Annotated in this window: 17 protein-coding genes; 10 read left to right on the top strand and 7 right to left on the bottom strand. The window is 43.2% G+C overall.

Going from position 1 to position 26541, the window contains the following annotated elements; all coding sequences use genetic code 11:
- Positions 1-26 precede the first annotated feature (26 nt).
- The 8 genes from ACGHVY_RS12000 (at position 27) to ACGHVY_RS11965 (ending at position 13740) form a co-directional block, all read left to right on the top strand.
- The gene (locus tag ACGHVY_RS12000) at positions 27-1085 is read left to right on the top strand and encodes a hypothetical protein (protein WP_390599264.1); all 1059 of its coding nucleotides are present in this window, start codon (positions 27-29) and stop codon (positions 1083-1085) included.
- A 1-nt stretch (position 1086) separates the two neighbouring features.
- Entirely contained in the window at positions 1087-2895 is a 1809-nt protein-coding gene (locus tag ACGHVY_RS11995; RefSeq protein WP_390599262.1) for a hypothetical protein, read from the top strand.
- Between the two features lies 1 nt (position 2896).
- Positions 2897-3433, top strand: a complete 537-nt coding sequence (locus ACGHVY_RS11990; RefSeq protein WP_390599260.1) for a DUF5043 domain-containing protein — start codon at positions 2897-2899, stop codon at positions 3431-3433.
- A gap of 914 nt (positions 3434-4347) precedes the next feature.
- The gene (locus tag ACGHVY_RS11985) at positions 4348-6015 is read left to right on the top strand and encodes an ISL3 family transposase (RefSeq protein ID WP_390599258.1); all 1668 of its coding nucleotides are present in this window, start codon (positions 4348-4350) and stop codon (positions 6013-6015) included.
- A gap of 31 nt (positions 6016-6046) precedes the next feature.
- Entirely contained in the window at positions 6047-6733 is a 687-nt protein-coding gene (locus tag ACGHVY_RS11980; protein WP_390599256.1) for a M23 family metallopeptidase, read from the top strand.
- 4 nt (positions 6734-6737) lie between these two features.
- Positions 6738-7526, top strand: a complete 789-nt coding sequence (locus tag ACGHVY_RS11975) for a hypothetical protein (RefSeq protein ID WP_308745445.1) — start codon at positions 6738-6740, stop codon at positions 7524-7526.
- A gap of 520 nt (positions 7527-8046) precedes the next feature.
- Positions 8047-9138 carry an O-antigen ligase family protein gene (locus tag ACGHVY_RS11970; RefSeq protein ID WP_390599254.1) on the top strand — a complete coding sequence of 364 codons (1092 nt, stop codon included), beginning with the start codon at positions 8047-8049 and terminating at the stop codon, positions 9136-9138.
- A 564-nt stretch (positions 9139-9702) separates the two neighbouring features.
- On the top strand, positions 9703-13740 hold the full coding sequence (locus tag ACGHVY_RS11965) for a two-component regulator propeller domain-containing protein (protein WP_390599252.1): 4038 nt from the start codon (positions 9703-9705) through the stop codon (positions 13738-13740).
- Between the two features lie 3 nt (positions 13741-13743).
- Here ACGHVY_RS11965 and ACGHVY_RS11960 read toward each other — a convergent pair whose 3' ends face one another.
- Genes ACGHVY_RS11960 through ACGHVY_RS11930 form a run of 7 tightly spaced genes read right to left on the bottom strand, consistent with a single transcriptional unit; the run spans position 13744 to position 24390 of the window.
- The gene (locus tag ACGHVY_RS11960; protein ID WP_390599250.1) at positions 13744-15423 is read right to left on the bottom strand and encodes a DUF4955 domain-containing protein; all 1680 of its coding nucleotides are present in this window, start codon (positions 15421-15423) and stop codon (positions 13744-13746) included.
- Positions 15420-16220 carry a fimbrillin family protein gene (locus ACGHVY_RS11955; RefSeq protein WP_390599248.1) on the bottom strand — a complete coding sequence of 267 codons (801 nt, stop codon included), beginning with the start codon at positions 16218-16220 and terminating at the stop codon, positions 15420-15422. Before ACGHVY_RS11955 ends, ACGHVY_RS11960 begins: the two co-directional genes overlap by 4 nt.
- Positions 16221-16246: 26 nt before the next feature.
- Positions 16247-16948, bottom strand: coding sequence for a DUF4627 domain-containing protein (locus ACGHVY_RS11950; RefSeq protein ID WP_308745440.1), 702 nt, complete (start codon positions 16946-16948; stop codon positions 16247-16249).
- 28 nt (positions 16949-16976) lie between these two features.
- Positions 16977-18464, bottom strand: coding sequence for a fimbrillin family protein (locus ACGHVY_RS11945; protein WP_390599246.1), 1488 nt, complete (start codon positions 18462-18464; stop codon positions 16977-16979).
- Between the two features lie 44 nt (positions 18465-18508).
- Complete coding sequence (locus tag ACGHVY_RS11940) at positions 18509-19471, bottom strand: DUF5017 domain-containing protein (protein ID WP_390599245.1); 963 nt, start codon at positions 19469-19471, stop codon at positions 18509-18511.
- Between the two features lie 30 nt (positions 19472-19501).
- Positions 19502-21166, bottom strand: coding sequence for a RagB/SusD family nutrient uptake outer membrane protein (locus tag ACGHVY_RS11935; RefSeq protein WP_390599243.1), 1665 nt, complete (start codon positions 21164-21166; stop codon positions 19502-19504).
- A gap of 23 nt (positions 21167-21189) precedes the next feature.
- Positions 21190-24390, bottom strand: coding sequence for a TonB-dependent receptor (locus ACGHVY_RS11930; RefSeq protein ID WP_308745436.1), 3201 nt, complete (start codon positions 24388-24390; stop codon positions 21190-21192).
- Between the two features lie 61 nt (positions 24391-24451).
- Here ACGHVY_RS11930 and ACGHVY_RS11925 point away from each other — a divergent pair, with 61 nt between their 5' ends.
- Both ACGHVY_RS11925 and ACGHVY_RS11920 read left to right on the top strand, forming a co-directional pair.
- Complete coding sequence (locus ACGHVY_RS11925; protein ID WP_308745435.1) at positions 24452-24616, top strand: hypothetical protein; 165 nt, start codon at positions 24452-24454, stop codon at positions 24614-24616.
- 31 nt (positions 24617-24647) lie between these two features.
- Positions 24648-26531 (top strand): alpha-L-fucosidase, encoded by a 1884-nt coding sequence (locus ACGHVY_RS11920; protein WP_390599242.1) that lies wholly within the window; start codon positions 24648-24650, stop codon positions 26529-26531.
- Positions 26532-26541 lie beyond the last annotated feature (10 nt).

The following is a 26541-nucleotide window of genomic DNA, read 5'->3' as shown; positions in this document are numbered from 1 at the left end:
ATATTCTAACTTTTAATTATTAACTTATGAGAAAAATTATTTTTTCCCTGGCTTTGCTTCTGACAGGAGGTATAGGCTATGCACAAACAAGAAATGTGCAGAACACAGATGTAGGTAAGCACAAAGAGTATGTAATGAAGACGTATGGGGTGGATGCTGAAAAGGCGGATGCTTACGAAGAAATTCTAACGTCTTTAAATCAGGAGAATGATGGGTTGAAGAGTCGGAAGATGACTTCTCAACAGTTCCGAACAGAGCAAAGCAAATTGTACAAGAGGTACGGAACAATCATTAATCAGACCTTTTATGGCGGTAAATATCGTACTTGGAGTTACTGTACCCAAGATGGGGAACGTTACCAGATGTTGAGTGACAATCGTCTCATTCCTTACAATAAGATGCGTACATTGTATGAAATGGAGAGAGAGCAATTTAAAGAACATAATGCGTTATGGAAAGGGACGGATGAAGAGTCCGTGAAGTATGAAAAAGAGAATGAGATGAATAGAAAGCATAAAGAGCGCATTGTTCAATTGCTGGGAGAAGAAGACGCTGACTGGTATTTTACTTATAGAGCGTTGGAGACACGAACATTTATCAATATGGACAGATATGGGATTTCTTATAAGGATGCAATGGATATTGCCGGATTTGAAGAAGAACACAAAAGGATGCGTGAAAAGGCATATCGTTCAGGTAAACCGTATGGGGAAATAGAAATCGATTTATTAAATCTTGAAGAGAAGTTGGAACAAAACGTAACGAAAACGCTCCCCAATATTCAAACACGTTGGAACGCAATAAATCATGCCAAGTTGGATTATGACATGAAGTCTCGGTTCGGACTGAATTCAGTGCAGATAAAAGAATTCAAGACAGCTTATGGCAAGTATGCGATAGAGGAATATAGGATTATGGGACAAGCTGGAATCTCCGGTTCAGAGAAGTATAGCCGGTTATCCCGTTTAAGTGAAGAATTCTGCAAAAAGGTAGAACCTCTGTTTCAGCCGGACAACTATAAAAAATGGTTTGGATGGTGGGATTATAAATTTCAACTAAAAATGAAAGGAAAAGGATTAAAATGATATGGATATGAAGAAAAGGACTTATATTTACGCTGTGCTGTGCGTGATGGCGATTCTCATTGTTACGGTCAATTGTACGGATGAAGAATTGGTAAAATCCCCCTCACTGTCACAAACAGATATGAAAGGCTTTACTTTGCAGGAAGCCAAAGACTTTTTTGAAAAGAAGATGATGCAAGGTAGCACAAATACTCGTACAGGTGGAAAAATGAGTAAGACATCTCTGTCTCCGCAGGATTTTGCTCCAAAGTGGGATAATGTAGTTGGTTCTGCTCAAAGGAATTTAGCGGGTTATGACATTTCAATAGAGACAAACACCCGATATCAGGTTACATCTTATGATTTTAAAGGAGGAGTAGCACGTGTCAGTGTAGTGCCTGTTTCTCAAAAACTTATTATAGTGAAAGATGTTGAGACGGAAGCCTTGGGGCAATACATCCTCACTCTTATACCTACTAAAGATTGCTATGTAAAACACAAAAAGAATATTTGTGACTTGTTTATCAATTGCAGTGATAAAGCTTGTTTCTCTGGTGTAGCTATCTATACGAATCCTCTGAATGGTCGTCTTGTGAGGGTTAATCGCTATATCGACGGTGTGAAAATGCAGGGCGTTTTTATACCGGGTGATATGGAAACCCTTGGACAGCGAGTAAAGGTTTTGCGTTCAATATTAGAAGGAATGACTTTCAGACGTATGGCTGTTGCCACTACCCGTTTTGGCGAATGGGATTATGGAGATGGATATCCTTCTTTACCCCCTTTGCCTGATAATGACGACTGGAACTATGGATTAGGCAATTATACAGATTTGGGAGACGGTTACTTTTGGGATGAAGATAATAATGAGATTTTGTATGATTCCGATGGGGACGGAAAACCGGATAGCGTATGGATTCCTCCAGTGGATATTACGCCTGATACCCCTGGTGGAACTGGTCAACCGGAGCAACCCGGCGTGCCTGGTGGAACTGGCGGCGAGACTGTACCGCCTATTGGTCCTGGTGAACCTTTCGAACCAGGCGAAGGGACTGATCCGGTATTTCCAGTTGACCCGGACCCAATACCTGATGTTTGTCCACTTTGTGGTAGTATAGGTTGTGGTGGAAGTTGTGTTGGAGATTTATCTCAACCGACTCCGCCTGTGGTAGATGAACCTGTAGCTCCAGCGGTTTCTGATACAATAGCTAAGAAGTTATTTCGAAATTCCAAGATGACAGAAGCTAATTGGAAAACTCTCAATCGTATGCTTAGAAAAATAATGAATAATTGTATGGGGGAAGCATTGGTTAATGGTTTGCTTAAAGCTCTTAATGGAAAGACATTGTCTATTCAAATTAATAATGAAGGCTATTCGGCATTTATTTTTGGTGAAGGAAGTGCTGCTGGGATTTCATTGGGTATGAGTATGGAAAGTAATGCCCTTTTTCATGAGATGTGGCATGCTTATCAATCTTATCAAGAAGCATCACAAAGCTCTTATGTAAATGCGGTGGTAAATTTGGAAATTGAGGCTCATTATGCGCAATATCAATATTTACAATCGTTATCTGAATATAAGTTAGGGAGTAAATGGCAAATTATGTATGTTAAAGATGATAGGATGATGTCAATATCTGATTTTGACGTTTACTTTGATACTAAAGGTAATTTATTACCGCATTCTACTATAGATGGTGCTCAGAAGTGTATGAATAATGCTGTGAAAGCTTTTAAAAACGACAAAGCTTATAAGGATTATTTGTATGATAAAAATCGCTCTCTTCTCTCTACATTTTCAAATTTGCGTAAACTAACAAAAGATTGTTAATATGAAATCAATAATTACAATTATTATTGCTATATGTGCATTAAAAATTTCTGCACAAGAGAACTATTATAAATCAACGAAGACATTTCATGAAAATGGTTATACATACCAGTGTGATGTGCAAGATGATTCAGATTTTATAACTCTTTATAATAAAGACAACAAGTTGACTTATGTTGATAAAATATTCAAAAGTACTGGTGAACAGGTTTCTATGCTAGATAATAACGTTGAATTTGAAGAAGAGAATTGGACAAGACCTAAATGTTTCTCAATCGTTAATAACGCTTTTTCTGATATTGAGAAACGAAAGCTAAAAGGTGCAAGGTTTGCAATAGTGATGTATATTGATCCGAATTCAGGAAAAGTATCAGAAGTGAAATTTAGGTTTGCATCTTTTCAACCTTATGCTACGATTCCAGTATCGGTATATCGTACAATAGAAATAGAATTGAAAAAGAATATTTGGTTTACACCTACAGAATATGGTAAAAAATTGAATTATATTTATATCGGTTGGAAACAACAACCTGAATAAATTTCATACTCTATATTTTTTATTTTTGAGTTAAGAAGAAATAGTGGAAGTTGGTAAGGATATATAGTTACTCCAATGAATAAATGATGTTTTTCTATCATATTCTTCATTCCACTATTTCTATATTTCAGGATTTAGTGAACCAATAAAAATAACAGATGTATAAAGAATATCGTAGAAGTATATTCAAGCATAATATAGTTTGGGCTTGTTTTATTCCCATTGCAACTTTTTTTACTTATCGGAGATTTGTAGATGGTCCTTTTAATATTTATGTCAAAGGCATGGTTCTCTTTTACACAATTATTTTTTTAATAGCTGCTACTGGATTTAATTATGTAATCTTTAAATCAGACAGTATCACATTTAAAAATTCGTTCTACAATTTCTGGAATAAGACATTTATGTATAAGAAGATACGAAAAATCATGTTTAAAAATGCTGCTTATGGCAATGTTTATCTGCACATTATAACTCATAATAATAAATCGCATCGATATGTCATAAGTTGCGTAGATTATAGTGATTTGAAAAAGATTGCAAGTGATTTAAAAGAAAATAATATTGAACTAGAAATAGCTCCTGGTATTAAAAGGAACTATTTTCATTAACTAATTAAGCTATGAAACAGTACATTAAATTTTTGATAATATTAGTTCTGGCATTGTCTATTGACCATATTCATGCCCAATCCCTGGATTATGTGATATTACCACGTACTCGTAGTGAAGTGCAAGGCAAATGGGAAAGGAATAATCTGAGAAATTTGGACTTGAATGGTTCTTCGTCAAATTTGGTGGTAATCTCTTTTTTATTTCGATGGTTTTCCTCTTCTTCTTCCTTAATCCTATAAAAAGTTGTAGATATGTTTGCTTTTTAGTAACTTTAAAGACACCACATCATTAAGAGTTACCATGCAACAAGCCATATCTACAACGTACAAATATACATCAAAAAAAGAAAATACTCCTACAAATAGGGGATTATTCCATGATTTCAGATTCAGTCTTGGCTACGATAATCTGCAACAAGATGGTATCTCTGAAGCTGTTGGCTCATTGACGGTCTTTTTACATACGGCTGGCAAGGGGGCTTCCTGTCCTTATTGCGGACATTTCAGTCACCGGTTGCACAGTTACTACTCCCGTCATATTCAGGATCTTGAAGTTTACGGTCATAGTTTGGAGTTAGTCATCAAGGTTGGTAAATATTATTGTGACAATGTTTCTTGTCCGCAAAAAATATTCTGCGAACCGTTGTCTTTTCTGGCTCGTCGGTATGGTAGACGGAGCTATCTTGTTGAGGAACGCATCAGATCGATAAGCTTGGAACTTACTTCCCGAAAGGCCTCTTCTCTTTTGCAACTGTTCCATATAACGGCCAGTAGCTCTTCCTGCTTACGCATCCTACAACAGTACGGGCAACATAATCCTATGCATAATAAAAGTATTTATGTAGGTATTGATGATTTTGCCTATAAAAAAGGTAAGGATTATATGAGTGTGGTCGTAGACCAGATGACACACATGCCTATTGCTTTGTTAGAGGATAGAAGCGGAGAAGCGCTTGATAACTGGCTCACCCGGAATCCTCAGATACAATATATAACGAGAGACCGTGGAAGATGTTTCACAGAGGCTATAAACAGAATAATCCCTGGTGTTACACAAATCTGCGACCGGTTCCATCTAATCAAGAATATGACGGACACGATGATACCGGAAATAGAGAAAATGATTCGTCAGACCAAGAAAAAGCTCAAGTACGAATATCCTGACAGAGACACGGCTTCTTCGTTAATTCTTCAGGACATATTTAACATGGGAGATGTCCGACACAGAGAAAAATTGAAGATATACAGGGAAAGCCTGAACTTAAAAATGCAGGGGATGACCATTGAGCAGACAGCCACACATTTGGGCAAGAAAAGTCGCTACATTTATAAGCTCATTCACAACAGGAGAATAGGGGCATACTTGAATGAGCAACAGAAGACAGCTCTTAAATATGTATCCGAACTGGCTACAATCATTAGTGCGGGCTGTATTACCCGAAAAATATTGGCACAAAAAATGGGGAGTAAAATCAGTGGCGCACTTATTGGAAGGATAACATCCAGCTTGCGAAAAATGTATCAACAAAAGAGGAAGGAAGTCAAGGAGCATAATGAGAGCATTGAAAACGGAAGTAAAACACAAAGAGTTTCACAGAATCAGATACGCAAATACATTCTAAAGGGAAAATCGGATAATCCTAAACTAGCGGAACTGTATAAATCCTCACCACAGATTAAAGAACTCTTAAGCGTGTGTCAGAATTTCAGAGATATGATTAATGGGAATACTTATGATAAGGATATTAGAAAGTGGATTGAAAAAGCGAAGGCAACACGGAATATGGCACTGACGAACTTTGCATATGGTATTGAAAAAGACTGGGAGGCAGTACAGGCAGCTATTGATATCCCCTTCAGTAACGGATTATTGGAGGGGACAGTGAATAAAATTAAAGCGGTAAAAAGACAGATGTACAATAGGGCAGGAAGTAAACTACTGAGAGCCAAGATTCTTTATTCACAATAGAAGAAGTACCACCAAATTTGACGAAGAACCCTTGAATTATTACAATGAGGATTTTTGCGATTACTATTTGTATCGCGAAATGGATGAGTCTTATAACCTGTCTCCGGGAAAGAATACGGTATATACTAAAGATTTTGAATCGAAAGTAGACAATTCGTTTAAAGAGTGGGGTTACTATTATATTTGTCGTGGCAAATTCCCTGACAAATTTAAGATTACTACTCCTTATGCGTTACCCGTGAAAAGTGGTAAAAAGATTAATTGGGAAACTGACATGAGGGAATCACGAAAGACTATGAGGTTTCGTTTGAACGAACGAGATACAATTTATGCAACAAGGGGTGGGGTTGTTTGCAGAATACATCATCCCGACCATTTGCTCATATACCATGCCGACAATACTTTTTCCATATATATTTTCATGGCTGAAATTCTTGTTCAGCCGGGAGAGGCTATACTGACCGGACAGCCTATAGGATTGGCCGGTAGTAACGGCATATCAATTTCTTTTTTCTTCCTGGACAAAAATAAATTCACAGGAGAGAAGTTTAACGGCTATCCTTATTCTCATTTCATTCCGATGTTCCGTACGGTTGAAGGAGACGTGAAGCTTAAGGAAAGGTCTTATTATCAGGCATTGACTGATGATGAACTTATCATGCAGGACATGGATAAGCGCGAAAAGAAAAAATATTTGAAACAGAAATCTACGAAATGACATTATGCGTATATCATTAATTCTTTTGTCACTGTTTATTTTTTGTGTTCAACTCTGCGGACAGGTATTGCAGATTGAATATAACGGTGACCCTCTGTCTGAAGAGGAGCGTGGAAAAATAGAAAAGATGTTTGTGCACGAAGCTGAATTTTATTCGCAATTCGGATTGCCCGATACTCTGACTATTGTTCACCTCTATATGTTTGAGAAGAAGGAAGCGGCTAAGATATTTCTAAAAAGTATTGGTGTAACAACATGGGAAAAAGTGGCCGGCTTGTATGTGACAGCTCAGAATAAGATTGTAATATTGGGAGCGGAAAATGGACGTAAAAGAACTCTTTCCATTATTTATCACGAGCTTAGTCATCATTTCGCTAGACATATAATAGGGGTACATATTCCTAAATGGTTTAATGAAGGTTTGGCCAGATATTTTGAGAATAGCGTGATAACAAAGAAAGGAGTCCGGCATTCACTTACGGATTATGAATTTGGTAGAATCCGCTCAATGTATATGTTGGGAGAAATTAATCTTCTTGAGTTTATAAATGGTCTGCGAGATGAATTTATGATTGAAGAATTTACTAATGAGGGGTATTCTTACACGCTCTCACATGCGCTTGTCGCGTTTTGGATTGAAGAACTACCTGGAGATATGCTGAAAAGGTTTGTGTACTCTCTGAAAGATGTGGATGATTCATCAACAATTTCTGAACGAATAGACAAAATCTATTCAGGAGGATTCAAGCAGTTTGAAAAAGACTTTGCAGATTTTATCCATAATGATGATTGAGTAGAGTTACTTTTGTAGTGATGAATTGATATTTTAAAACTAGTATGCATAAGATTAGCCTTTTCGGAAAAGAGACAGTAAAACTAAACTGTATAGATTGCTTGTTAGTATGTTATGTCATCATACTCATAATAAGTTTATGTATTCATCCGGAAGGTTTCAATTTGTTTGTTCTGTCAAAAGGAGCGATAGGTTGTTTTTGCTATATTGTTGCCCGGAGTTTACGTCAGAAACTGTATATATCATGGATTATTATAATTATCAGTGTTTACGAATCTTTTTTATCAGTTTGCCAGCAATTACATTGGGCAGAAAGTCTTCATCGAACTTTTGAAATAACCGGAACATTCGGTAACCCCGGACAATTGGGAATATTCATGAGTTTGGCCATTACGGTAGCATTTGGGATATTTCAAATGCAAGTCTTACATAATAAATTATTGAAACTCGGTTTGTCGGGGCTGATTTTGTTGTTTGCATACGTTCTTGTCCTGTCGGATTCTCGTGCCGGCTGGCTGCAATGATTGGTTGCGGATTTATTTGGTATAAATATAGAGGATATTTGAAAATACGGCTATGGGTGCGTTGTATATTATTGTTGATTGGAGTTCTTCTCATTATAGGTGCTTATTACTATAAACAAGATTCTGCAAATGGTCGCTTATTAATTTGGAGAATCACAGCCGACATGATAGCCGATTCTCCGATAGCGGGGCATGGTATCGGAAGTTTTCCTAAAGAATATATGTACTATCAAGCCCATTATTTTCAGAAAAATCCGGATTCGCAATACAAGATATTGGCAGATAATATAATTTATCCTTATAATGAATTCTTTCTAATAGCGGTTGAACTGGGGATATTAGGGTTATTCATTGCACTTGCTATCTGCATAGTGGTGTTATTGAATGCTCTCCAAAAGGATAATCTTATATTGGGAGGTGCATTTATTGCATTTGTCATATTTTCGATGTTTTCATATCCGAGCCATACATTTTTATTATGGATAATGACTCCTTTTTTGTTGGGAGGAATGAATGTCTGGCAGGAAATCGTATGCAAATTGCCTTTGAAAAAATTTATTATATATGGTGTAAGTATTGTCTGTTTGTGCTTCTTCTCTTATGGATGTTATCGATATTACATATTAGATTCTTCTATAAAAGAGTTTTATAGAAATCCGTTCGGAGAATCGGTTAGTGAATCGGAACTGTATTTCAACCGCCATAAGAAAGAGTTGGCGGCATTTCCTCATTTACTGGATATTTATGCTCAATATAGTTTCCGATATTACCCGACTTCCAAGAGTTTGGATATTATGAGATTTTCGGCAACTGTTATTCCAACTTCTGAATTGTGGTGTGACATAGGTGATTTGTATGTTGCGTGTAACTGTCTTGATGAGGCAATAAAGGCTTATCAATTGAGTGCGGACATGATTCCTTGCCGCGTAACTCCGAGATATAAATTAGCTATGCTCTACTATGAAATGGGAGATATGTTGCGTTTCCGGCTGATGGGCGAATACATCTTGAATATGGAAGTAAAAGTCGAGAGTACGGGAGTCTTGAAAATGATAGCGGAAATTAAACAGCGACTTCTGGAGAAATAAATTACTATTCTTCTATTCATCTCTTTCACACGAAGATAACTGTCATTATATAAATTGAATACTGTGAACATACAAGGGGGAAATGTTTGCTTCACAATCTTCACAGCCTTCACTGCTGAGGGAAATATATCAAGAGAGATGGACACAAAGTCTAATTCTTGTTTGCTCAATCATCCAATCCGCACATAAGCCGACTGAAGTCGGCTATCTGGTCAACTTTAGTCAGCCAATCAGACGGCTATAGTTGTCTAAGTGGACAACTGGAGTTGGCTGATATTGAAAAGACTGCTGGCTACCTGAATTATACCATAATCGGTCCTCCTTCCTTTATGTACTATGTGTCATTTTATTGCTGATATGAGTCGGAAGAATGCAAATCCTATGAGGGACGTGAAGGCGTGAAGATTGGTGAATACTGTATTTTTTGTCGTTTCTTCACCGGAACTGTCTATGAATGAGTACCTAAGGAAACCGTGATGAATGTGAATAAGAGATTTTATAATTAAGTATAACTATACTTGTTTTTTTAGTATCTTTGTTCCGTTTCTATAATACAGAATATTTATGAGATACACACATTTATACTCTTTAAATGCGCTTTTGCGGTTATGCCTTTGGTTGATAGCCGTTTTAGGAACCACCACTCTTTTTGCCCAAGACATTTCTTTCAATTACTTATCTACCGAAAACGGACTTTCTCAGTTTTCCGTCTATGCTCTGCATAAGGACGAACTCGGACGGATATGGATGGGTACGCGTGACGGGCTTAACGTGTATGACGGCAACCGGATACAATACTATAAGCATGATAAGGAAGACCAGAGTTCCCTTGTGGGTAATCTTGTGAGAGCTATTTGTGGAAACGATAAAGGAACGCTGTACATACAGACTTCGGAAGGATTATGTGAGTTTGATATGCATTCGGAAAAGTTTCATACCATCCAGAAAGGCGGAGTATATAATATTACCTATGGAGCCGATACGCTGTTTACGGGTGGAGACTGGCAGGTGAATTATTACGACCCGCAATCGCGGCAGTTGAAACCTTATTGTTCTTTGGATGTCCATCTGCTGATTGTGTCTCTGTTGAAAGACAGGGACGGTAATCTGTGGATTGGGACACGTAAAGGATTGTATTGCCTCAAAAAAGGACACAGTGTGCCGGAATGTGTATTGCCTCAGGTCTATATTTATAATCTGTATCAGGATACGTCCGGGGATATATGGATATCTGCTTGGGAGGACGGACTTTTCCACCTGTCGGACAGTGGAATAGTCAATTATACGGATGGCAGGAAAAACGGGCGGAAAGAACTTTCGTCCAATTCGGTAAGAGACTGTTGCGAAGATAATCAGGGGAATATGTGGATTGCCACCTTCAACGGCCTGAACAAGTTTGATAAGAAAACACGGAAGTTTACCTGCTATGCGCCTTCGGATATGGCGGGCAGCTTGAGTAATTCATCCGTCTATTGTATTATTAATGACCATCAAGGTACGCTGTGGGTGGGAACTTACTTCGGCGGAGTGAACTACTTTAATCCCGAATATGAAATTTATACTTATTATCGTCCCGGTATTCATGAAAGTGAAGGGCTGAACTATCCCGTCATCGGATGCATGGCGGAAGACAGGCTGGGGAATCTGTGGATTGCCACCGAAGGGGGTGGACTGAACTATTATGACCGCAGGAAGAAATGTTTCAAGTGGTATAAGCATAAAGAAGGAGCAAGCAATTCGCTGTCTCATAATAATATAAAGTCTTTGTACTATGATGCGCAGGACGATGTGCTTTGGATTGGCACTCATCAGGAAGGGATGAACAAGCTGGATATGAAAACCGACCGGATTACACAATACAGGATGCCTGAAATGGCGGGTGAAATGACATCGAATGTCGTATTGGATATTATTCCTTATGGTAGGGAACTTTTAATAGCTTCATATGACGGAGTATATCGCTTCAATCCGAAAACGGAGAAGTTTACCCTGTTGCTCGACTTGTTCTGCCACCGTTTGTTCATTGACTCACAAGGAATCCTGTGGATTGCGGTGGAAGGTAAGGGAGTGTTTTCCTATCGGTTTGATACCGGGCAACTGGTGAATTACAAATATACTCCCGAAGCGGAGAATACGATTAGCGACAATATTATTACCAGTATTATCGAAGACCGGCATCATAACCTGTGGTTCTCTACGGTCAGCTCGGGCATAGATGTCTATTACCGTGAGACGGGTAAGTTCGAGAACTTCAACGCACGCAACAACGGGCTTGGGAGCGACTGTGTTTATTCCATCACAGAATCCCAAAACGGAAAACTGTTGCTGACTACCAACCAGGGCTTTACCATCTTTGACTATTACACCAAGCTATTCTACAATCATAATAGCGAAAACGGCTTTCCTTTTACTACGCTCAACGAGAACTCACTGTATCAGTGTAAGGACGGAGAAATATTCCTGGGTGGAGTGAAAGGCATGATTTCTTTCTATGAGAAAGATTTGGATATTCCTCTCAAACCTTATAATATTATACCTGTGAGGTTATGGGTAAACGGCAATGAAGTCGGCATCAATGATGAAACCGGCATACTGAAATCTTCTCTCTATGATGCTTCTTCCATAACTTTGAAAAGCAACCATTCCGTATTGAGCATTGAATTTGCGATGACTAATTATATTGCAGCGAACAAGAACGAGCTTATTTACAAACTGGAAGGTTTCTCGGATGAGTGGGCGCAAACTCACGGGCAGAAGATGATTACCTACACCAATCTTCCCGCGGGAGATTATACGCTGATTGTCAAGGCTGCGGGTGCGAATCACGTGTACCAGTCGGAGTGCCGCCTGGCGATAACCGTCCTGCCGCCGTTCTATAAGACCGGTTGGGCTTATCTGCTATATGTCATTGTCACAGGTATTATCCTGTTCTATCTCATAAAGGCATATCGTGACCGCATCCGGTTGCAGGAGTCTTTGAAATACGAGCAGCAGCATATCCGTGATGTAGAGGAACTGAACCAGTCGAAGCTCCGTTTCTTTACCAATATTTCGCATGAGTTCCGCACTCCGCTGACCATCATCATCGGGCAGATAGAAATGCTGTTGCAAGGGCAGTCTTTCTCGCCTGCGGCTTACAATAAGTTGCTGAACATCTATAAGAATGGTTTGCAGCTACGCGAGTTGATTAGCGAGTTGCTCGATTTCCGCAAGCAGGAGCAGGGGCATATGAAGATAAAGGTGAGCAGGCATGAACTGGTTGATTTTCTGTATGAGAATTATCTTCTTTATGTGGAGTATGCCGCTACTTGCAACGTACATTTCCGGTTCGACAAGGGAGAGGAGAAACTGGAAGTGTGGTATGACTCGCGACAGTTGCAGAAAGTGATAAACAACCTGTTGTCCAATGCATTCAAATATACGCCGAAAGGGGGGACTATCTCTTTGAATGTATATAAGAAAGGAGAAGAAGCGGTGATTGAAGTCCGTGATAGCGGTGCAGGCATCAGTCCGGAAGAGATAGAAAAGATCTTTGAACGTTTCTATCAGGTGGGCAGCGATTCGGTCGGTACACAGGGAACGGGCATCGGCCTGGCTTTGAGCAAGGGTATTATCGAACTGCATAAAGGGCGCATTGAGGTCAGCAGCCATTTGGATAAAGGTACTACCTTTACCATCTACCTGAAACTGGGAAAAGAACACTTCCTGAAAGAGCAGATTGATACGGAACCTGTAAAGGAAGAACCTTTGAGTATGCCTGCCGAACCGCAGTTGCAACTAGAACAGCAAGTAATGGACGAAGATGTACAGAACAGAATCAAAGGGGCCAAAATGCTGATTGTAGAAGACAATGCTTCTTTGAGGGAGATGCTGGCAGGCTTATTCGAACCTTATTATGAGGTTATTACCGCTCCTGATGGAGAGGAGGGATTGCAAAAGGCGCAGGAAGTGATGCCGGACATTATTATAAGTGATATTATGATGCCCAAGATGACGGGGATAGAGCTTTGCAGGCAGATAAAGGCGAACTTTGAGACGTGCCATATCCCTGTCGTACTGTTGACGGCGCGTACTGCCATCGAGCATACTATCGAAGGATTGCGGATTGGCGCGGATGATTATATCACCAAACCTTTCAATGTGAGCCTGCTGATTTCAAGATGTAATAATCTGGTGAACAGCCGCAGGGTATTGCAGGAGAAGTTCAGCAGACAGCCGCAGACACAGGTGCAGATGTTGGCTACTAATCCGATGGATAAGGATTTGCTGGATCGCACGGTTGCCATTATCGAAAAGAACCTGGATAACTCGGAGTATTCGTTGTCCGATTTGATTAAGGAGTTATATATCTCCCGTACTAACTTCTTCACCAAGATAAAGGCTATCACAGGGCAGACACCGAATGAGTTCATTTTGACTATACGTTTGAAGAAGGCCGCCTGGATGTTGAAACATGAGCTGTACCTGTCCGTTACCGAAGTTTCGGAACGTACAGGATTCAGCTCCCAGCGTTATTTCAGCCGTTGTTTCAAAGATATGTATGGTATCAGTCCGCTGTATTACCGGACGGGGAATAAGGAAGAGGAAGACAGTCGGGAGTAAACTCTATTGCAGATAATCAATGTCCGGCAAATATCCCAGCCGGCATTGTAACTGTGCTTCATAGAGAGACTTCGGATTAACTTTTTGGCCGTAACTCTCCATAAGTTTCACTTGTGATACTTCAAAATCAACATTTTCTCCATGAAAACCTACGATAACCGGCGGAAGAAATTTCCAGCCGCGTTCGTCACTCCACCATATCCAGTTGGTGGCTTCATTGGAGAGCACGCGGGTGGCGCAGAAATTCCAAAGCACCAAGTCGTCCAGATGATTGGGCAACTGGTTCGTGTCCCCACCTTGGTGGGACTGGAGAAAACCACCCGTACAGCCATCCAGCAAAGTCGCCCTGGGCTGTGTGGCGTGTGATTCGAAATTAGTGTCATTTCCCCAGGTGCAGTCCTTGATGACGGTGCCCAATGATTGCTTGCTGACGCCTACTGTGTGCCATTGTCCTGCATTTGCCATAGCTGTTGATTTTGCTTCGTCCCTTACGTCCGCTATCAACACCCGCGATGAGCCGGAAGTATGTACGGAGCAGTGTCCACGGTTTCCGCCGATGCGGATATCGTAGGCGGATATATTGGCGCACAAGGTGAAAGTGGCTGCCTCGCTGACACTGTAGAAGTCTACCCGGCGTACCCAGCCATTGACTATCTGCTGAAAGCTGAGTGGCTTGTAGGCTGAATTTTCATACCATTGACTGTGAATGAAGTTCTCTCCTGCCTGTCCTTTGAAAGACAAGTCTTCCACTCCCACGTTCTCGTAGCAGTCGTAGTGGCATACTGTCCAGTTCCAGCGGGGATTTACTTCATGCATGATAGGTTCGACGAAGGTGATGCGGTTGCCGCTGACGGATTTCACCTCGTGGAAGTCGTACACCTGCACGCCTTGCGTCTGTAACTGTGTCATGGAGCTCATCCATTGGTAAGGATGCAACTCTTCGGCAATCAGTTCGGGAGAGTTGTCTTCCAGTTTCAGACAGACGCGGTCGCCCGGTCGGATACTTCCCGTAGAAGCCACTTCTACGGAGAAACTACCCTTTGGAGAACTTCCCGTTACGTTTGCAAGCAAGTTCGAGAATCCGTTCCAGTTCTTGATGTCGAACATGGACCCCGCCCATTCCACGTTGGGCAGGGGCGGGTAGGGGGCTGCCATGGTGATGGTGGTCTTGTCTCGTCCGGCTCCTTTCAGTATGAAGTTTCCGGCACGTATCTGCATTCTCACGTCATTGTCTGCGTCTCCCCGGTCGCTTTCATCATAGAGGATGAATTCACCTTCGGGAAAGTAAATCAGGGCGTTGGCTTTGCGGTTGCCGTTGATACCTATTTTATCGAGAATCTTCAGTAAGGCTTCCCGGTCGGATTTACCGTCGTCGGGGATAGCTCCGTAGTCGGTGACGTCATAAACAGTATATCCCAATGTCCATACATCGGGTGGTGCTGTTTCTCCGTGTCCGTATCCGGCATAGGAGAAATCAAGAAGTACATTCGCTTCGTTGCCTGCCATAAAATCTGTCCATGCTTTGCAATCGGGAGTTCCCGGTTCAGGCTCCGGTTCCGGTTCTGGTATAACAGGCAAAGGGCCTGCCTCTTCCGGCTTTTCGTCGGAATGGCAGGCCGCTGTCACCAGTAAACAAAGCAGGTAGAAGATACTCTTCCCCAGCATGTTTCCCGATAGTTTCATTGGCAGGTAGCGGTTAAGGTGTTGATACTGTTGGCTTGCAGTGTCAGCGGACTGCCGGCTGTGTACCTGTATGATGCGCCGTTGTCACCGATGATTAGGATACACTTTTCGCTTAATTCCTGTGCGGGGACTACACCGCGGAAGGTATCGTCGTTGAGTTTCATCAGGGTGATTTCGGATATAGCAACATCTGTTTTTACAGTTGCGGCCTGTCCCTTGAGGTCTACTGAAGCGGTGGTGTGGGCTTTCAGTGTCACTTTGTCTGCTTTTACTCCTGCGGGCAGGGAGACTTTTACTTCCAGTAGTGCCAGAGCGTGGGTAAACGAAAGCGTAACTGCGTCGTCGTTCGCTTCCGATGTCTCGTTCTTAGCCAGCAGCAGGTCACTGTGGTTCAAGCCGTTGGTGGCCTGGTCTGTATCTACGGTAAAGTCGAAAGTGGTTGCCGTGTTTCCTTCTGCGTACGGGTAGTAAGCGTAGAAGTTGACATCGCTCCCGTCGAGTGGGAAAGTGATAGGAGCTTCGGAGTTCCATGCGTTTTCTTTATACAGATAATCCAGGTTGGTGTGAAGAGATGTGGAAGTGGACCGGTTGAGGACGAAGACCCCTATGTGGTCTTCGTCTACAAACACAGTCTTCCGATCGGTGGTCTGCGTGCGTGTCTGCATGATGGTGGTGCTGAAAACAATCTCTTTACCCGTTTCCCGGGGGGATATATCGTCCATCACATCCTGACTGCACGAGCCGAGAAGGATTGCCAGTAATGACATCATTCCCAATCGTATGTATTGTGTTCTCATGATTATTTGTTGTTAGGGGAATAGTGTTACTTTTTCAGTTCAAGTTTCACGTCGTCCAGTACGAATTTGGTGAATTCGCTGTTCGGAGAGAACATGATGAAGAAATTAGTCAGCACTTCGTCCGATGTTTCTCCCAGTTCGCCGTTGCCGTCAGGATACGGATAAGGAGCTTTCACTTTCTGTGAGAAGTCGAAATCGAGCGCATACTCGGTGTAATCCTTCTTCAAGCTGATTTGTCTGTATCCTGAAGGTGTTTCGGATTCGTTGTTGCGTGCTGCAATGACGCATTCCTTACCGTTGTTGCCGATGATGATAACTTTCATGTTGTTGCCCGAAGTGCCTTTTGCCTTGAAGGTGAGACGGTACACTTTGCGTTGCATTTCCTGGTTCTTGGTACGATAACACAAGTAAGTGCCATACCAGCTCTTCTGCTGATAGAAGTCACAACGGATTACGTTGTGCTTCAACGCTTTGTCGAGTTCTACTTTCACGTCTCCCGTTTCCAGTTCTCCTGCCACGCGGTAAAGCCATATGTCTGTCTCTTCGGGATTGGCTTTATCGTCTTGTACCGGGGCTATACTTCCCACGGGCAGACTGGCGATAGCTTTAATCTCCACTTTGTCTTTTTGCTTGTCGGCGTTGTTGTCAGATGCTTTTGCGTTCACTGAAGTCAGAAGGGCAGCAGCCAATAAGGATGCCAATCCCAGTTTAAAATTCATTGTTTTCATACTTTTTGTTTTTTAGAGTTGTTATCAATTAGTTTTTTTTGAGTTCAAGTACTACGTCATACAGATAGAATTCGGTATCGTTGCTCGCAGGTGAGAACTGGAGAAACAGATTGTCCAGAACTTCATCGGTTGTTGCTGTATATTCTGTGACGGTATCATAGATGCTTAAAACTTGTTTGGAGAAATCGAAGTCTATCCGGTATTCCTTATACTCATCTGTAAGGTTGAATATGTAAGCTCCTTGATATTTATTGTCAGCAGCGTTGATAGCTATAATCTTTTTATCTTCTCTCAAGCTGAAACATCTTACCGACTTGTTGGCAGTACCTTTCATTTTGAACTTGAGAGTATATACTTCCCGTTTCGGAGACTGCATTCTGTGAGCGATATAAGTCTTATACCAGGTATTGTTATCGTTTATTTTGCAATGTATCACATTATGTCCCAAAGACGGATCGTTGACTACTGCTGCCGCTCCGGCCTGACTGACGTCCTTTGCTACAAATATCCAGTCACCGATTTCGTATTGCCAGGGTTTGTCATTTGCTGTCTCTGCTTTTATGTCTCCTGCCGGTAAATCGTCGATTGTTCTCAGTATCCAGTTTTCCTGCAGATTTCCCGTAATTTGATTGCCGTCTGCCCAGTCTGCAATCGGTTCTTCCGTTGTTTCAACGGTAATCTTATCCAAAGAGATCGTAGCAGTACATATGTAACGGTAACCCTGTCTCAGTTCGGCCAACTTCTCCGATAATTCCCAAGTATATTCACGGTTCATTTTCGGGAATGAAACGTAAAGCTGGTATCCTTCAATCGAAGATGCCGGAATCACTTGTGCCGTGTCGCTGTTGGCTGTTGCACTGGCTTTCATCGTGATGTCCTTCTTTGCTTCGAGATTCTCGAACTGACCGGACAGAAGATTGAACTGTGCTTTGGTATCTATCCCTTTCAGCATGGCAGTCGCTTCTTCCAGGTATTCTTTCGTCACTCCGTCACCGGGGACAAGGTCGAGTACGACTTGCGCCAATACCGGCCGAAGCTCCATAGCTACCTTATTATTGTCTTTGCCCACTCCTTTGCAATTGGTGGAATAAAGGAAATTGAAAGGCGATGCACTGTTTTGATTGGATATATCCATTGATATGCGGTTCTCCGTCAGATTTTCCGAATAGGGGAAATAGGCGATGAGATTCGTCTTGCTGCCGTCTTGCGGAAAATAAATAGGATTGTCTCCTACAGGCGGGGCGAAATATCCCGCAGGTACTTCAAGGGATTTATACAATACATTCTCATAAATGTTTTCTCCATTCTCCGTTGTCAGGAATACACCGATATTTTTTCCGTTTTTCCACTCTCCACCTGTAGCCTTCGGGTCGAAGCTGTAAGTCTTTCCGGTTAATACAAGAGGCGTATCGGTGAGCTGTATTTCGTCTTCCTGCTCACTGTCATTGTCGCATCCGTAGAATGAGAGTGATGCAGCGGTCATCAATAATGCCGTATAAAATAATTTATTCTTCATGTGAGTTTAATTATGTTATTTGTTTGATAATATATCATCGACTGTTATTCCACCACTTTGATTTTGATTTCTCTTACCTGTTCCGTGAAATTCCATGCGTTGGCGTTGCGTGCCACGAAAGTGGCTGTATATTCTCCCGGTTCATTGTAAATATGTGTGTAGCTGGGTAAGGCGGCGGAATAGTTCTTGATGGAAAGCCCTTCGTCGGCACTGACTTTTGCCGCATCTATTGGTAAACTGATTGCCCATACATATGTGCCGTTTTTTCCGTTACGCCCGTTGATGGAGACTTTCGAGTCGTCCACTGCGGTAACGGTCGGATTGTCACTCGAAGTATCGTTCGATTTGATTCTTACGAAGTTAAAGCCAAAATCAGCTTTGGGAGATGTCTTCTGCGTCATCTTTCCATCTATGGTCTGATTCAACTTCGGATAGAAGTAGACATCGGGATGAACATACTTTTGCTCTTTTTCTTCATCGTTCAAGGCAGGCAGGTTATATTCAATTGCCAGATAGAAGTTTTTGTATTTGTAGTCGGACAAATCAACCTGTACGTCGCTGACGGTGCCGTGTGCATAACCTTCATATTCCGATTCTATAACAGGTACTTGCAATTGTCCGTTCATATCGCTCCAAGTGGCCTTATTGATGTTTTCTTCGTCATAAATCCCGTTGAAGTCTTCTGAAATCAGTACCCGTATTCCGTTTCTGAATCTTTTGGTTGCATGTTTTAATTCCAGATTGTATGTTAGGCTTAAGTCTTGCACGTCAGCCGTTGTCCGGTTACGATTGGCATATTTCTTGCCGTATTCTCCTGAATAGAAGAGCAGATAATCGGGGTCTCCGTACAGATTGAAAGTGACAGGGTCGCCTGCTTTAAAGGTTTCTTGCGGATTGTTCAGACCTATGCTGAAATCGAGGTCGTCAATGCCGTTGTTGTCGCAGGAACCGAATGTACCTGCAAATAGCAGGAACATTCCGTATAGTATTGTATTTTTGTACTTCATAAAGCGTTGTTCTTTTTATCGTTTATAAAATTACCATCCCTCGTTTTGTCCGCATATCGGATTGGTATTCAGTTCTGTTTCCGGAATGGGGAAATAGATATGTTTGGGTTGCAGTTCGATGCCGGGTTGTGCCTTGATATTGACACCTGCATAAGAACCACTCACTATGATGGGATAACCAATCATATCGCCGTCATATTCTCCGCCTACGATGATGTTCTGGTCTGCCAGCATCTTGATGCGTTTCTCAAAATAATCTTTGCCCCAACGGCGGAGATCCATTTTGCGGTTGCCTTCGTAGCACAGTTCACGGGCACGTTCGTCACGGACAAGTTCGCGGAAACTTTCAAAATCATAGTCACTCAGCTTGATTTCGCTGGCTTTGGCTCTTTTTCTTACTTCATTGATAGCGTCTACCGCTTCTTGGGTAGGAGCCTGGTTCACTTCGTTGGCAGCTTCGGCAATCATCAGCAATACATCCGCATAACGCATGATAGGGACGTTGATGGAAGTGGTGTATTGTGTCAGCGGGCGTACAACTTCATATTCCCTGCGGTATTTGGCAGCATCTCCGTCGCGCATGGATTTCAGTTCGGATTCCGTCTTGTATTTGCGGGTTACCTTTTCCGTATTTTCGTTTATCTTTTCCGTCTGGAAACCATAGTTGGAGAAGTTCCACCATTTGCGCTTGTCATTTTCTTCATACATACGGAACAGAATACGTGTACCGTTGTAGAAACCGTAACAGAAACCGTTGTCGGGATCGAGGGCCGAACCTTGTGTGATTCCGATAGAGAGGCCGATAGAACCGGATTCGCGGGTGATGTTCAGGTCGTTGCCATACATTTCCGCTTCAAACATATTTTCTTTCCAGTTATATTTGTCGGAGCACAAGTCGATGAAGAGCGCTTCATAACCGTTCAGTTCACCCCGTTCCTGAACCAGTTCGTGCAGTTCGCTGTCCCTTACCTTGCGGGCGTAGGTCAGTGCTTCATTCCATTTGTCGGCATATACCGGATAGCCGGACATCCACATATATGCCCTTGCCATAAGTGCTTGTGCGGTAGTTACCGATATATGGCCTGCTTCTGCCAGTTCATCAGCGGTGAGACAACCCTGTTCGGCGGCTTCGAGGTCTGAAATGATTTGCTTGTAGATGTCGATTTGCGGGCTGCGCGCCAGTTTCTGCGAGTTCAAGTCGCGGGTGCCCGTCAGGCGTAAGGGGACTTCTCCCCAAAAACTTACCAGGTTCATGTAGTACAGGGCACGCAGGCCTTTGGCTTCTGCCAGCAGGCGTTGTTTGGTGCGTTCATCTTTGCATACGTCCGCCGGTTTGTCGGTGATGGCTTCGATGTAGGTATTGGCGCGGTTGATACCTCTGTACAGTTCCGTCCATGTCTCTTTCAGTTCCTTGTCTACGGAAGTATAGTTGTTGAGATAGAGCTTTGTCATTCCGATACTATACTGCTTGTTGTACACCATGATGTCCGAACCGGCATCACAGGTCGTGATAAGGTGGCCGCCGTAGAGTTTTGAATTGCTCATCGGGTCGTAGATTCCTGCCAGTCCCGCTTCGCAACTCTCCAGATTGTTGTACACATTGTTTTCCGACAGCTCATCGTAAGTATCTGTTTCCAGAAAGTCACAAGCCGACAGGCAGGCTGTCAATCCGATATATATCAATAGTTTCTTCATTTTTCTTTCGTTTTATCAAGTTATTACAAACTCATTTTCACACCGAATGTATAGGTTGCCGAGCGTGGATATGCCGAGTAGTCGAAGCCTCTCGTCATGGACGAGTTGCGGGTGGATACTTCGGGGTCGTAGCCGGAATAATTTGTCCATGTTATCAAGTCCTGTCCGGTGACGTAGAGCCGCAGCGATTTGATTTTGCCCTTTTTCAGCCATTTGGCGGGGAAGTTATATCCCAGTTGTATTGTTTTCAAGCGAAGTACCGATGCATCTTCCACTTCACGGTCGGTATTGAAGCCCGGCTCGTAGAAACCTCTGGTGGGAGCCCAAAGGTAATTGGTGTAGTTCCCCGGAGTGATGGAACCGTCTGCGTTGACCGTGCGGGGCGTCCAGTGGTTTACTGCTGTTGCCAGTTGGTTGGTATGCGCACTCTTGAGTTCTTCCAGCAGTTTGCGGTTGTAGTTAATCAGGTCGTTACCGTAAGACCATTGCAGGAAGATGCTTAAATCGAATCCTCTGTATTCGAACCGGTTGGTAAAACCGCCGATATGTATCGGAAGTCCGTGACCGATGATGGTACGGTCGTCCGTCGTAATCTTGCCGTCGCCGTTGATGTCTTTCAGTTTCGGGTCGCCCGGACGAATTTCACTTCTCTTGCGTCCGTTGTCGGGGATACCGTCTTTCAGCACGAAGTTGTTCGGTGATACTTCGTTGAAGTCTTCGTATTGGTACACTCCGTCAAATACATATCCGTACATTTCGGAAAGCGGATGGCCTACCTTGGCGATGTACATATCCGGAATTTCAGGGTAGCGGATTCCCACTACGCGGCTTGTCTGTCCGTCGGACAATGCGGTGATTTCGTTCTTGTTGAACGAGATATTGAATGAACTTGTCCATTTCAGCTTATTGTTTCCACCTTTCAGGTTGACTGTATTGATGGCGAACTCAAAACCGGAGTTGCGTACGCTGCCGATATTCTGCTGCACTTGTTCGAATCCGATGGATGGGGGAGTGTCGGCATATAACAACAGGTCTTTGGTATGCTTGTTGTAATAGTCGATGACAGCATTGATGCGGTTGCCGAAGAATCCGAGATCCAGTCCGATATTAGTCTGATAGGTGGATTCCCATTTCAAATCCTTGTTTGCCATCTGACGGATGTAAATAGCGGGATACATTGTATTGTTGAATGCGTAATTCTCATTACCTGCATAAAGCAGATGTGACGGATAGTTCTCCTGTGTACGGTTGTTTCCCGTGATACCCCAGCCTGCTCTTAGTTTCAGGTTGGACATCCACTTCCGGACAGGTTTCATGAATTTTTCTTCCGATACTCTCCAGGCTCCGGATGCAGAGGGAAAGTATCCCCATTTGTTGTATATCAGGCGTGAAGAACCGTCGGCGCGGATTGTTCCGGTGAGCAGATAGCGGGATTTCCAGTCATAGTTGGCACGTGCGAAGAAGGACATCATGTGTTGTTCTGTCTTCTCGGCATAAATCTTTTTGGGAGTTCCCTGGTCTATTCCCCAAAGTCCGAGTTCTTCCCAGGGAACCAGTGATGCCTGACCGCCCAGACGTTGGTATTGGTTGCTGGAAATTGATGCTCCCAACATACCTAAGATATTATGGTTCTTCACTTTGGTGCGGTAGGTCAGCGTATAATCATTCGACCAGTTGTTGTACTCCGTATAGTTGAAACTACCGTTCTGTTTGTCGGGCTGGTAGCGTGCGTCGCCCCAATAAGTCTCTGAATTATTAAATGAAGTACTTCTGACGATATTCGAACTCAGGGCACCTGTCACTTTGAATTCCAGTTTCTTGGTGATTTTCCAGGTCAGGTAAGCGTTCATGTTCAGTTGGCGGCTTAAATTGCCGGAATCTTCATTCTGAACGGTTTTCACCGGATTATACCGATAGTCGGTGGCGCTGTTGATGTTCGGGTCAAAAGGCTGGTTCAGTATATCCTCGTCCAACTTGTAAGCCAATGGGCGGTATCCTAATATGGAATAGAACAGGTAATGACTTGATGTCCATCCGCCATGACTCTCGGACGGGTTGGCGCCATGTGTCCTGTTGTTGGCGTAGTTCACGGTAAATCCTACGGTAACATTGGATGTAACCTGCTGGTCGAGGGTCAGACGTGTGCGGAAGCTGTTGTATTCGGAACCGGTCAATGTACCTTTCTGGTGGAAATATGAGGCGCTTGCGCTATATTTGGTACGTTGTGTTCCACCGTTGAGCGAAACATGATGGCTGGTGAACGGCGCACCGTCCAGCACGATGTCCTGCCAGTTGTATGCTTTTCTGTTGCGGTAATCTTCCAGTGTTTGATGACGACCCAACTTTTCGTCATAACTCAGGTAGGTTCTGTCCAAGTATTGTTCGCTGTATTGGTTCAGTTCCGTCTGTAGCTTCACGAAATCGTAAGCTCCCATCATTTTGAGGAACTGCGGCTCTGTCTGCCAGGAGAAGTAACCGTCGTAAGTCACGGTAGGGGGAGCTTCCTTTCCTCTTTTCGTCTGTATGATGATGACACCGTTGGCGCCGCGGGCTCCGTAGATAGCGGTAGCCGATGCGTCCTTCAACACGTCGATGGATTCGATATCATTCGGGTTGTAGGCAGCCAAGTTGGGGTCTTCCATCGGAAATCCGTCGATTACATAAAGAGGAGAGCCGTCGGAACTGTCGGAGATGGTGTTACTGCCTCGAATGACAATGTTGGAGGTGGCTCCCGGCCGGCCGTCGGTAGCAACTACCTGTACACCTGCGATACGTCCTGCCAGTGCCTGGTCAATGGAAGCAACCGCCGCTTTTGTCAGGTCTCCCATATCGGCCTTGCTGACAGCACCCGTCAGGTCGCTTTTCTTCACCGAGCCGTATCCGATTGCCACTACTTCGTCCAGCATCTTGGCGTCTTCCTTCATTTCTACGTTGATTTGTTTCTTGTTGCCTACCGTAACCTCTTTTACTGCATATCCTAAAAAAGAAAAGGTAAGTACGGATGAACCTTTCGGCATTGATATGCGGTAGCGTCCGTTGGCATCGGTGACGGTTCCCGTTTTTGTCCCTTTAACAATGACGCTTACACCGGGCATCGGTTCTTTGGTTTCGTCTGTCACCACTCCGGTTATGGCAACCTGTGCGAAGACGGTGGAAATAGAGAAGAGCAGTATCCAAAAGAAGGACTGACTTCTTTTCGAAAATAAGATTCGATTCTTTTTCATGTTCTTAAATTAAGATTAGACATTTCTGTTTTTTAAAACTGATACGGCAAATGTCGGAACTATGGCAATTTACTACCTGCATCATCAGTACAAACGACGGACACAATGCGTACAAATCGTGGCTGTACTGTATTGGGACGGTGATTTGTACGTAGAGTTAACCTGCATTGTACGCTATGTGCCCCTGAAGACTTTTGGTATGTCCTACTTTTGTAGCGAAGACTAATATCAAAAAATCTAATATCAAAAAAGTGATTATGAGTAAAAGTTGGTTGGTGCTTGTCGCAGGTTTGTTATTCTTCAGTTGCGTCAAGCGAAATCCCGAAAAAGAAAAAGATCTTCTTCCCCGGACACAGAAGGAGAGGGTCAAGTGGTTTGAAGAAGCACGTCTCGGCATTATGATTCATTGGTCATTGTGTACTCCGGCATCCGGTCGTTTTTATGGCGAGAAAGTCCGTAACTCGGAATATGCCGAATGGATACGTTGCCATAATAAGGTACAAAAGGCAGACTGGGATCAGATGGCTAAACGTATGCCGATTTCCGAGAAGGAGATAGAAGATTGGGTGATTGCTACGAAAGAAGGGGGATTCAAATATCTCACTTTTGTGACGAAGCATCATGACGGAGTTGCATTCTGGAACTCGAAAGTCAGTGACTATACTTATGGAAAACTGTCGGGAACCAATTTTGACGTATTGAAATGCCTGAAAGAAAAATGTGAGAAACACGGTATTATACTTTGTGCTTATTATTCACATTGGCTGGATTGGGGGCATCCGAACGGACGTAACAACGACTGGGACTATGCGGATGAACAGAAACCGGGCTTTGACCGCGTTGCGGCAGGACGCGGAGACATATCGGCGCCTTACCGCCGGTTGCCGACAGAGGAAGAATATGATAAATACTGGCGTGAGAAGGCAATGCCGCAGGTAGCCGAACTGATAAAGGACTATGGCGTGAAACTGTTCTGGTTCGACTGTTGGCGTGAAGACCCTGTTGCCGAAGGGCAGATGACCGAAAAACAGATGCGTGATATGCTTGCCATGATTCGCGAACTTGATCCTGCCGTATTGGTAAATACGCGCCTTGGGATTCACGAGGTGGGTGATAACGGCGTTGACTTTCAGACGATGGGTGATAACGAATTTCCCGACCGGCCTCTTGGCCATACCTGGGAGACGGCAGCTACTTTCAATCATACTTGGGGCTATAACCGAGATGACCAGAATTGGCGCTCTACCACGTACTTCGTACGCGAAATCGTGAAGGGGATATATAAAGGTGGCAATGTGATGTTGAATATCGGCCCTCGTGCAGATGGTTCCATCCCGCCCGAAATCAAAACCCGTATATCTGAAATCGGTAAGATGATACATCAGAATAAGGTGGGCTTCCACGGTACATATCCTTCTCCTTTTGCCGAGGAGTCACAGGACTGGGGACTTATCACACAACGTGCTGAAGACGGCAAGACAAAAGTGTATCTGCACGTCTTCGAGTGGCCTTCGGATGGTGTCATACGTGTCAATGGCTTGAAAAATAAGGTATTGACTGCTCGTATCCCTTCTTTGAATAATGAAAATGTGGAATTTGTACAGAAAGGCTTACTTTTGCATGTACGGGGCCCGATAAGCGAACCGGTATTTTATGATTCGGTCATCGAACTGGAAGTGGAGGGAGAATTGCAGGCGGAAAACGGTTTCTGTGGCGAAATCAACTTCGGTGGTATTGCGATGGGACAGGCGAAGGCATCCCTGGCAGGCGGACTGGAACGTGCGAAAGGGATAGATGTCACCGGAGTGGGCTATATATCTCCTACCAGTATCCGCGGATGGGGGGCGGCTGATGATGTCGTTTTCTGGAAAGTGTATATTCCTGAAGCAGGGGAGAGGGAATTGTCAATCTGCTATGCTTGTGATTCGGTTTCTGCCGGACAGCCTTATTGTGTGGAAGTGGAAGGTGTGGATTCTGTGAAGGCTGTGACGTTGGCTGGGCCTAAAGGATTCGGTGAATTCTACACCCGACATTTGGGTAAGGTTAAATTTCCGGAAGCCGGGATATATACTGTGAAGGTGCGTCCTGAAGGTACTCCGAAGAAGGAGCTGTTCGGATTGAACTGGCTGTTTATTGAATAAAATTTTAAAT

The organism is Bacteroides sp. f07 (assembly GCF_042854785.1).
Taxonomy (GTDB): Bacteria; Bacteroidota; Bacteroidia; order Bacteroidales; family Bacteroidaceae; genus Bacteroides.
This window is presented reverse-complemented; position numbering and strand designations above follow the sequence as displayed.

Bases quoted from the DNA above. Each gene is read 5' to 3' on its own strand.
- ACGHVY_RS12000 (WP_390599264.1), top strand. From the start codon at position 27: ATGAGAAAAATTATTTTTTCCCTGGCTTTGCTTCTGACAGGAGGTATA.
- ACGHVY_RS11995 (WP_390599262.1), top strand. From the start codon at position 1,087: ATGGATATGAAGAAAAGGACTTATATTTACGCTGTGCTGTGCGTGATG.
- ACGHVY_RS11990 (WP_390599260.1), top strand. From the start codon at position 2,897: ATGAAATCAATAATTACAATTATTATTGCTATATGTGCATTAAAAATT.
- ACGHVY_RS11985 (WP_390599258.1), top strand. From the start codon at position 4,348: ATGCAACAAGCCATATCTACAACGTACAAATATACATCAAAAAAAGAA.
- ACGHVY_RS11975 (WP_308745445.1), top strand. From the start codon at position 6,738: ATGCGTATATCATTAATTCTTTTGTCACTGTTTATTTTTTGTGTTCAA.
- ACGHVY_RS11970 (WP_390599254.1), top strand. From the start codon at position 8,047: ATGATTGGTTGCGGATTTATTTGGTATAAATATAGAGGATATTTGAAA.
- ACGHVY_RS11965 (WP_390599252.1), top strand. From the start codon at position 9,703: ATGAGATACACACATTTATACTCTTTAAATGCGCTTTTGCGGTTATGC.
- ACGHVY_RS11960 (WP_390599250.1), bottom strand. From the start codon at position 15,423: ATGAAACTATCGGGAAACATGCTGGGGAAGAGTATCTTCTACCTGCTT.
- ACGHVY_RS11955 (WP_390599248.1), bottom strand. From the start codon at position 16,220: ATGAGAACACAATACATACGATTGGGAATGATGTCATTACTGGCAATC.
- ACGHVY_RS11950 (WP_308745440.1), bottom strand. From the start codon at position 16,948: ATGAAAACAATGAATTTTAAACTGGGATTGGCATCCTTATTGGCTGCT.
- ACGHVY_RS11945 (WP_390599246.1), bottom strand. From the start codon at position 18,464: ATGAAGAATAAATTATTTTATACGGCATTATTGATGACCGCTGCATCA.
- ACGHVY_RS11940 (WP_390599245.1), bottom strand. From the start codon at position 19,471: ATGAAGTACAAAAATACAATACTATACGGAATGTTCCTGCTATTTGCA.
- ACGHVY_RS11935 (WP_390599243.1), bottom strand. From the start codon at position 21,166: ATGAAGAAACTATTGATATATATCGGATTGACAGCCTGCCTGTCGGCT.
- ACGHVY_RS11930 (WP_308745436.1), bottom strand. From the start codon at position 24,390: ATGAAAAAGAATCGAATCTTATTTTCGAAAAGAAGTCAGTCCTTCTTT.
- ACGHVY_RS11925 (WP_308745435.1), top strand. From the start codon at position 24,452: ATGGCAATTTACTACCTGCATCATCAGTACAAACGACGGACACAATGC.
- ACGHVY_RS11920 (WP_390599242.1), top strand. From the start codon at position 24,648: ATGAGTAAAAGTTGGTTGGTGCTTGTCGCAGGTTTGTTATTCTTCAGT.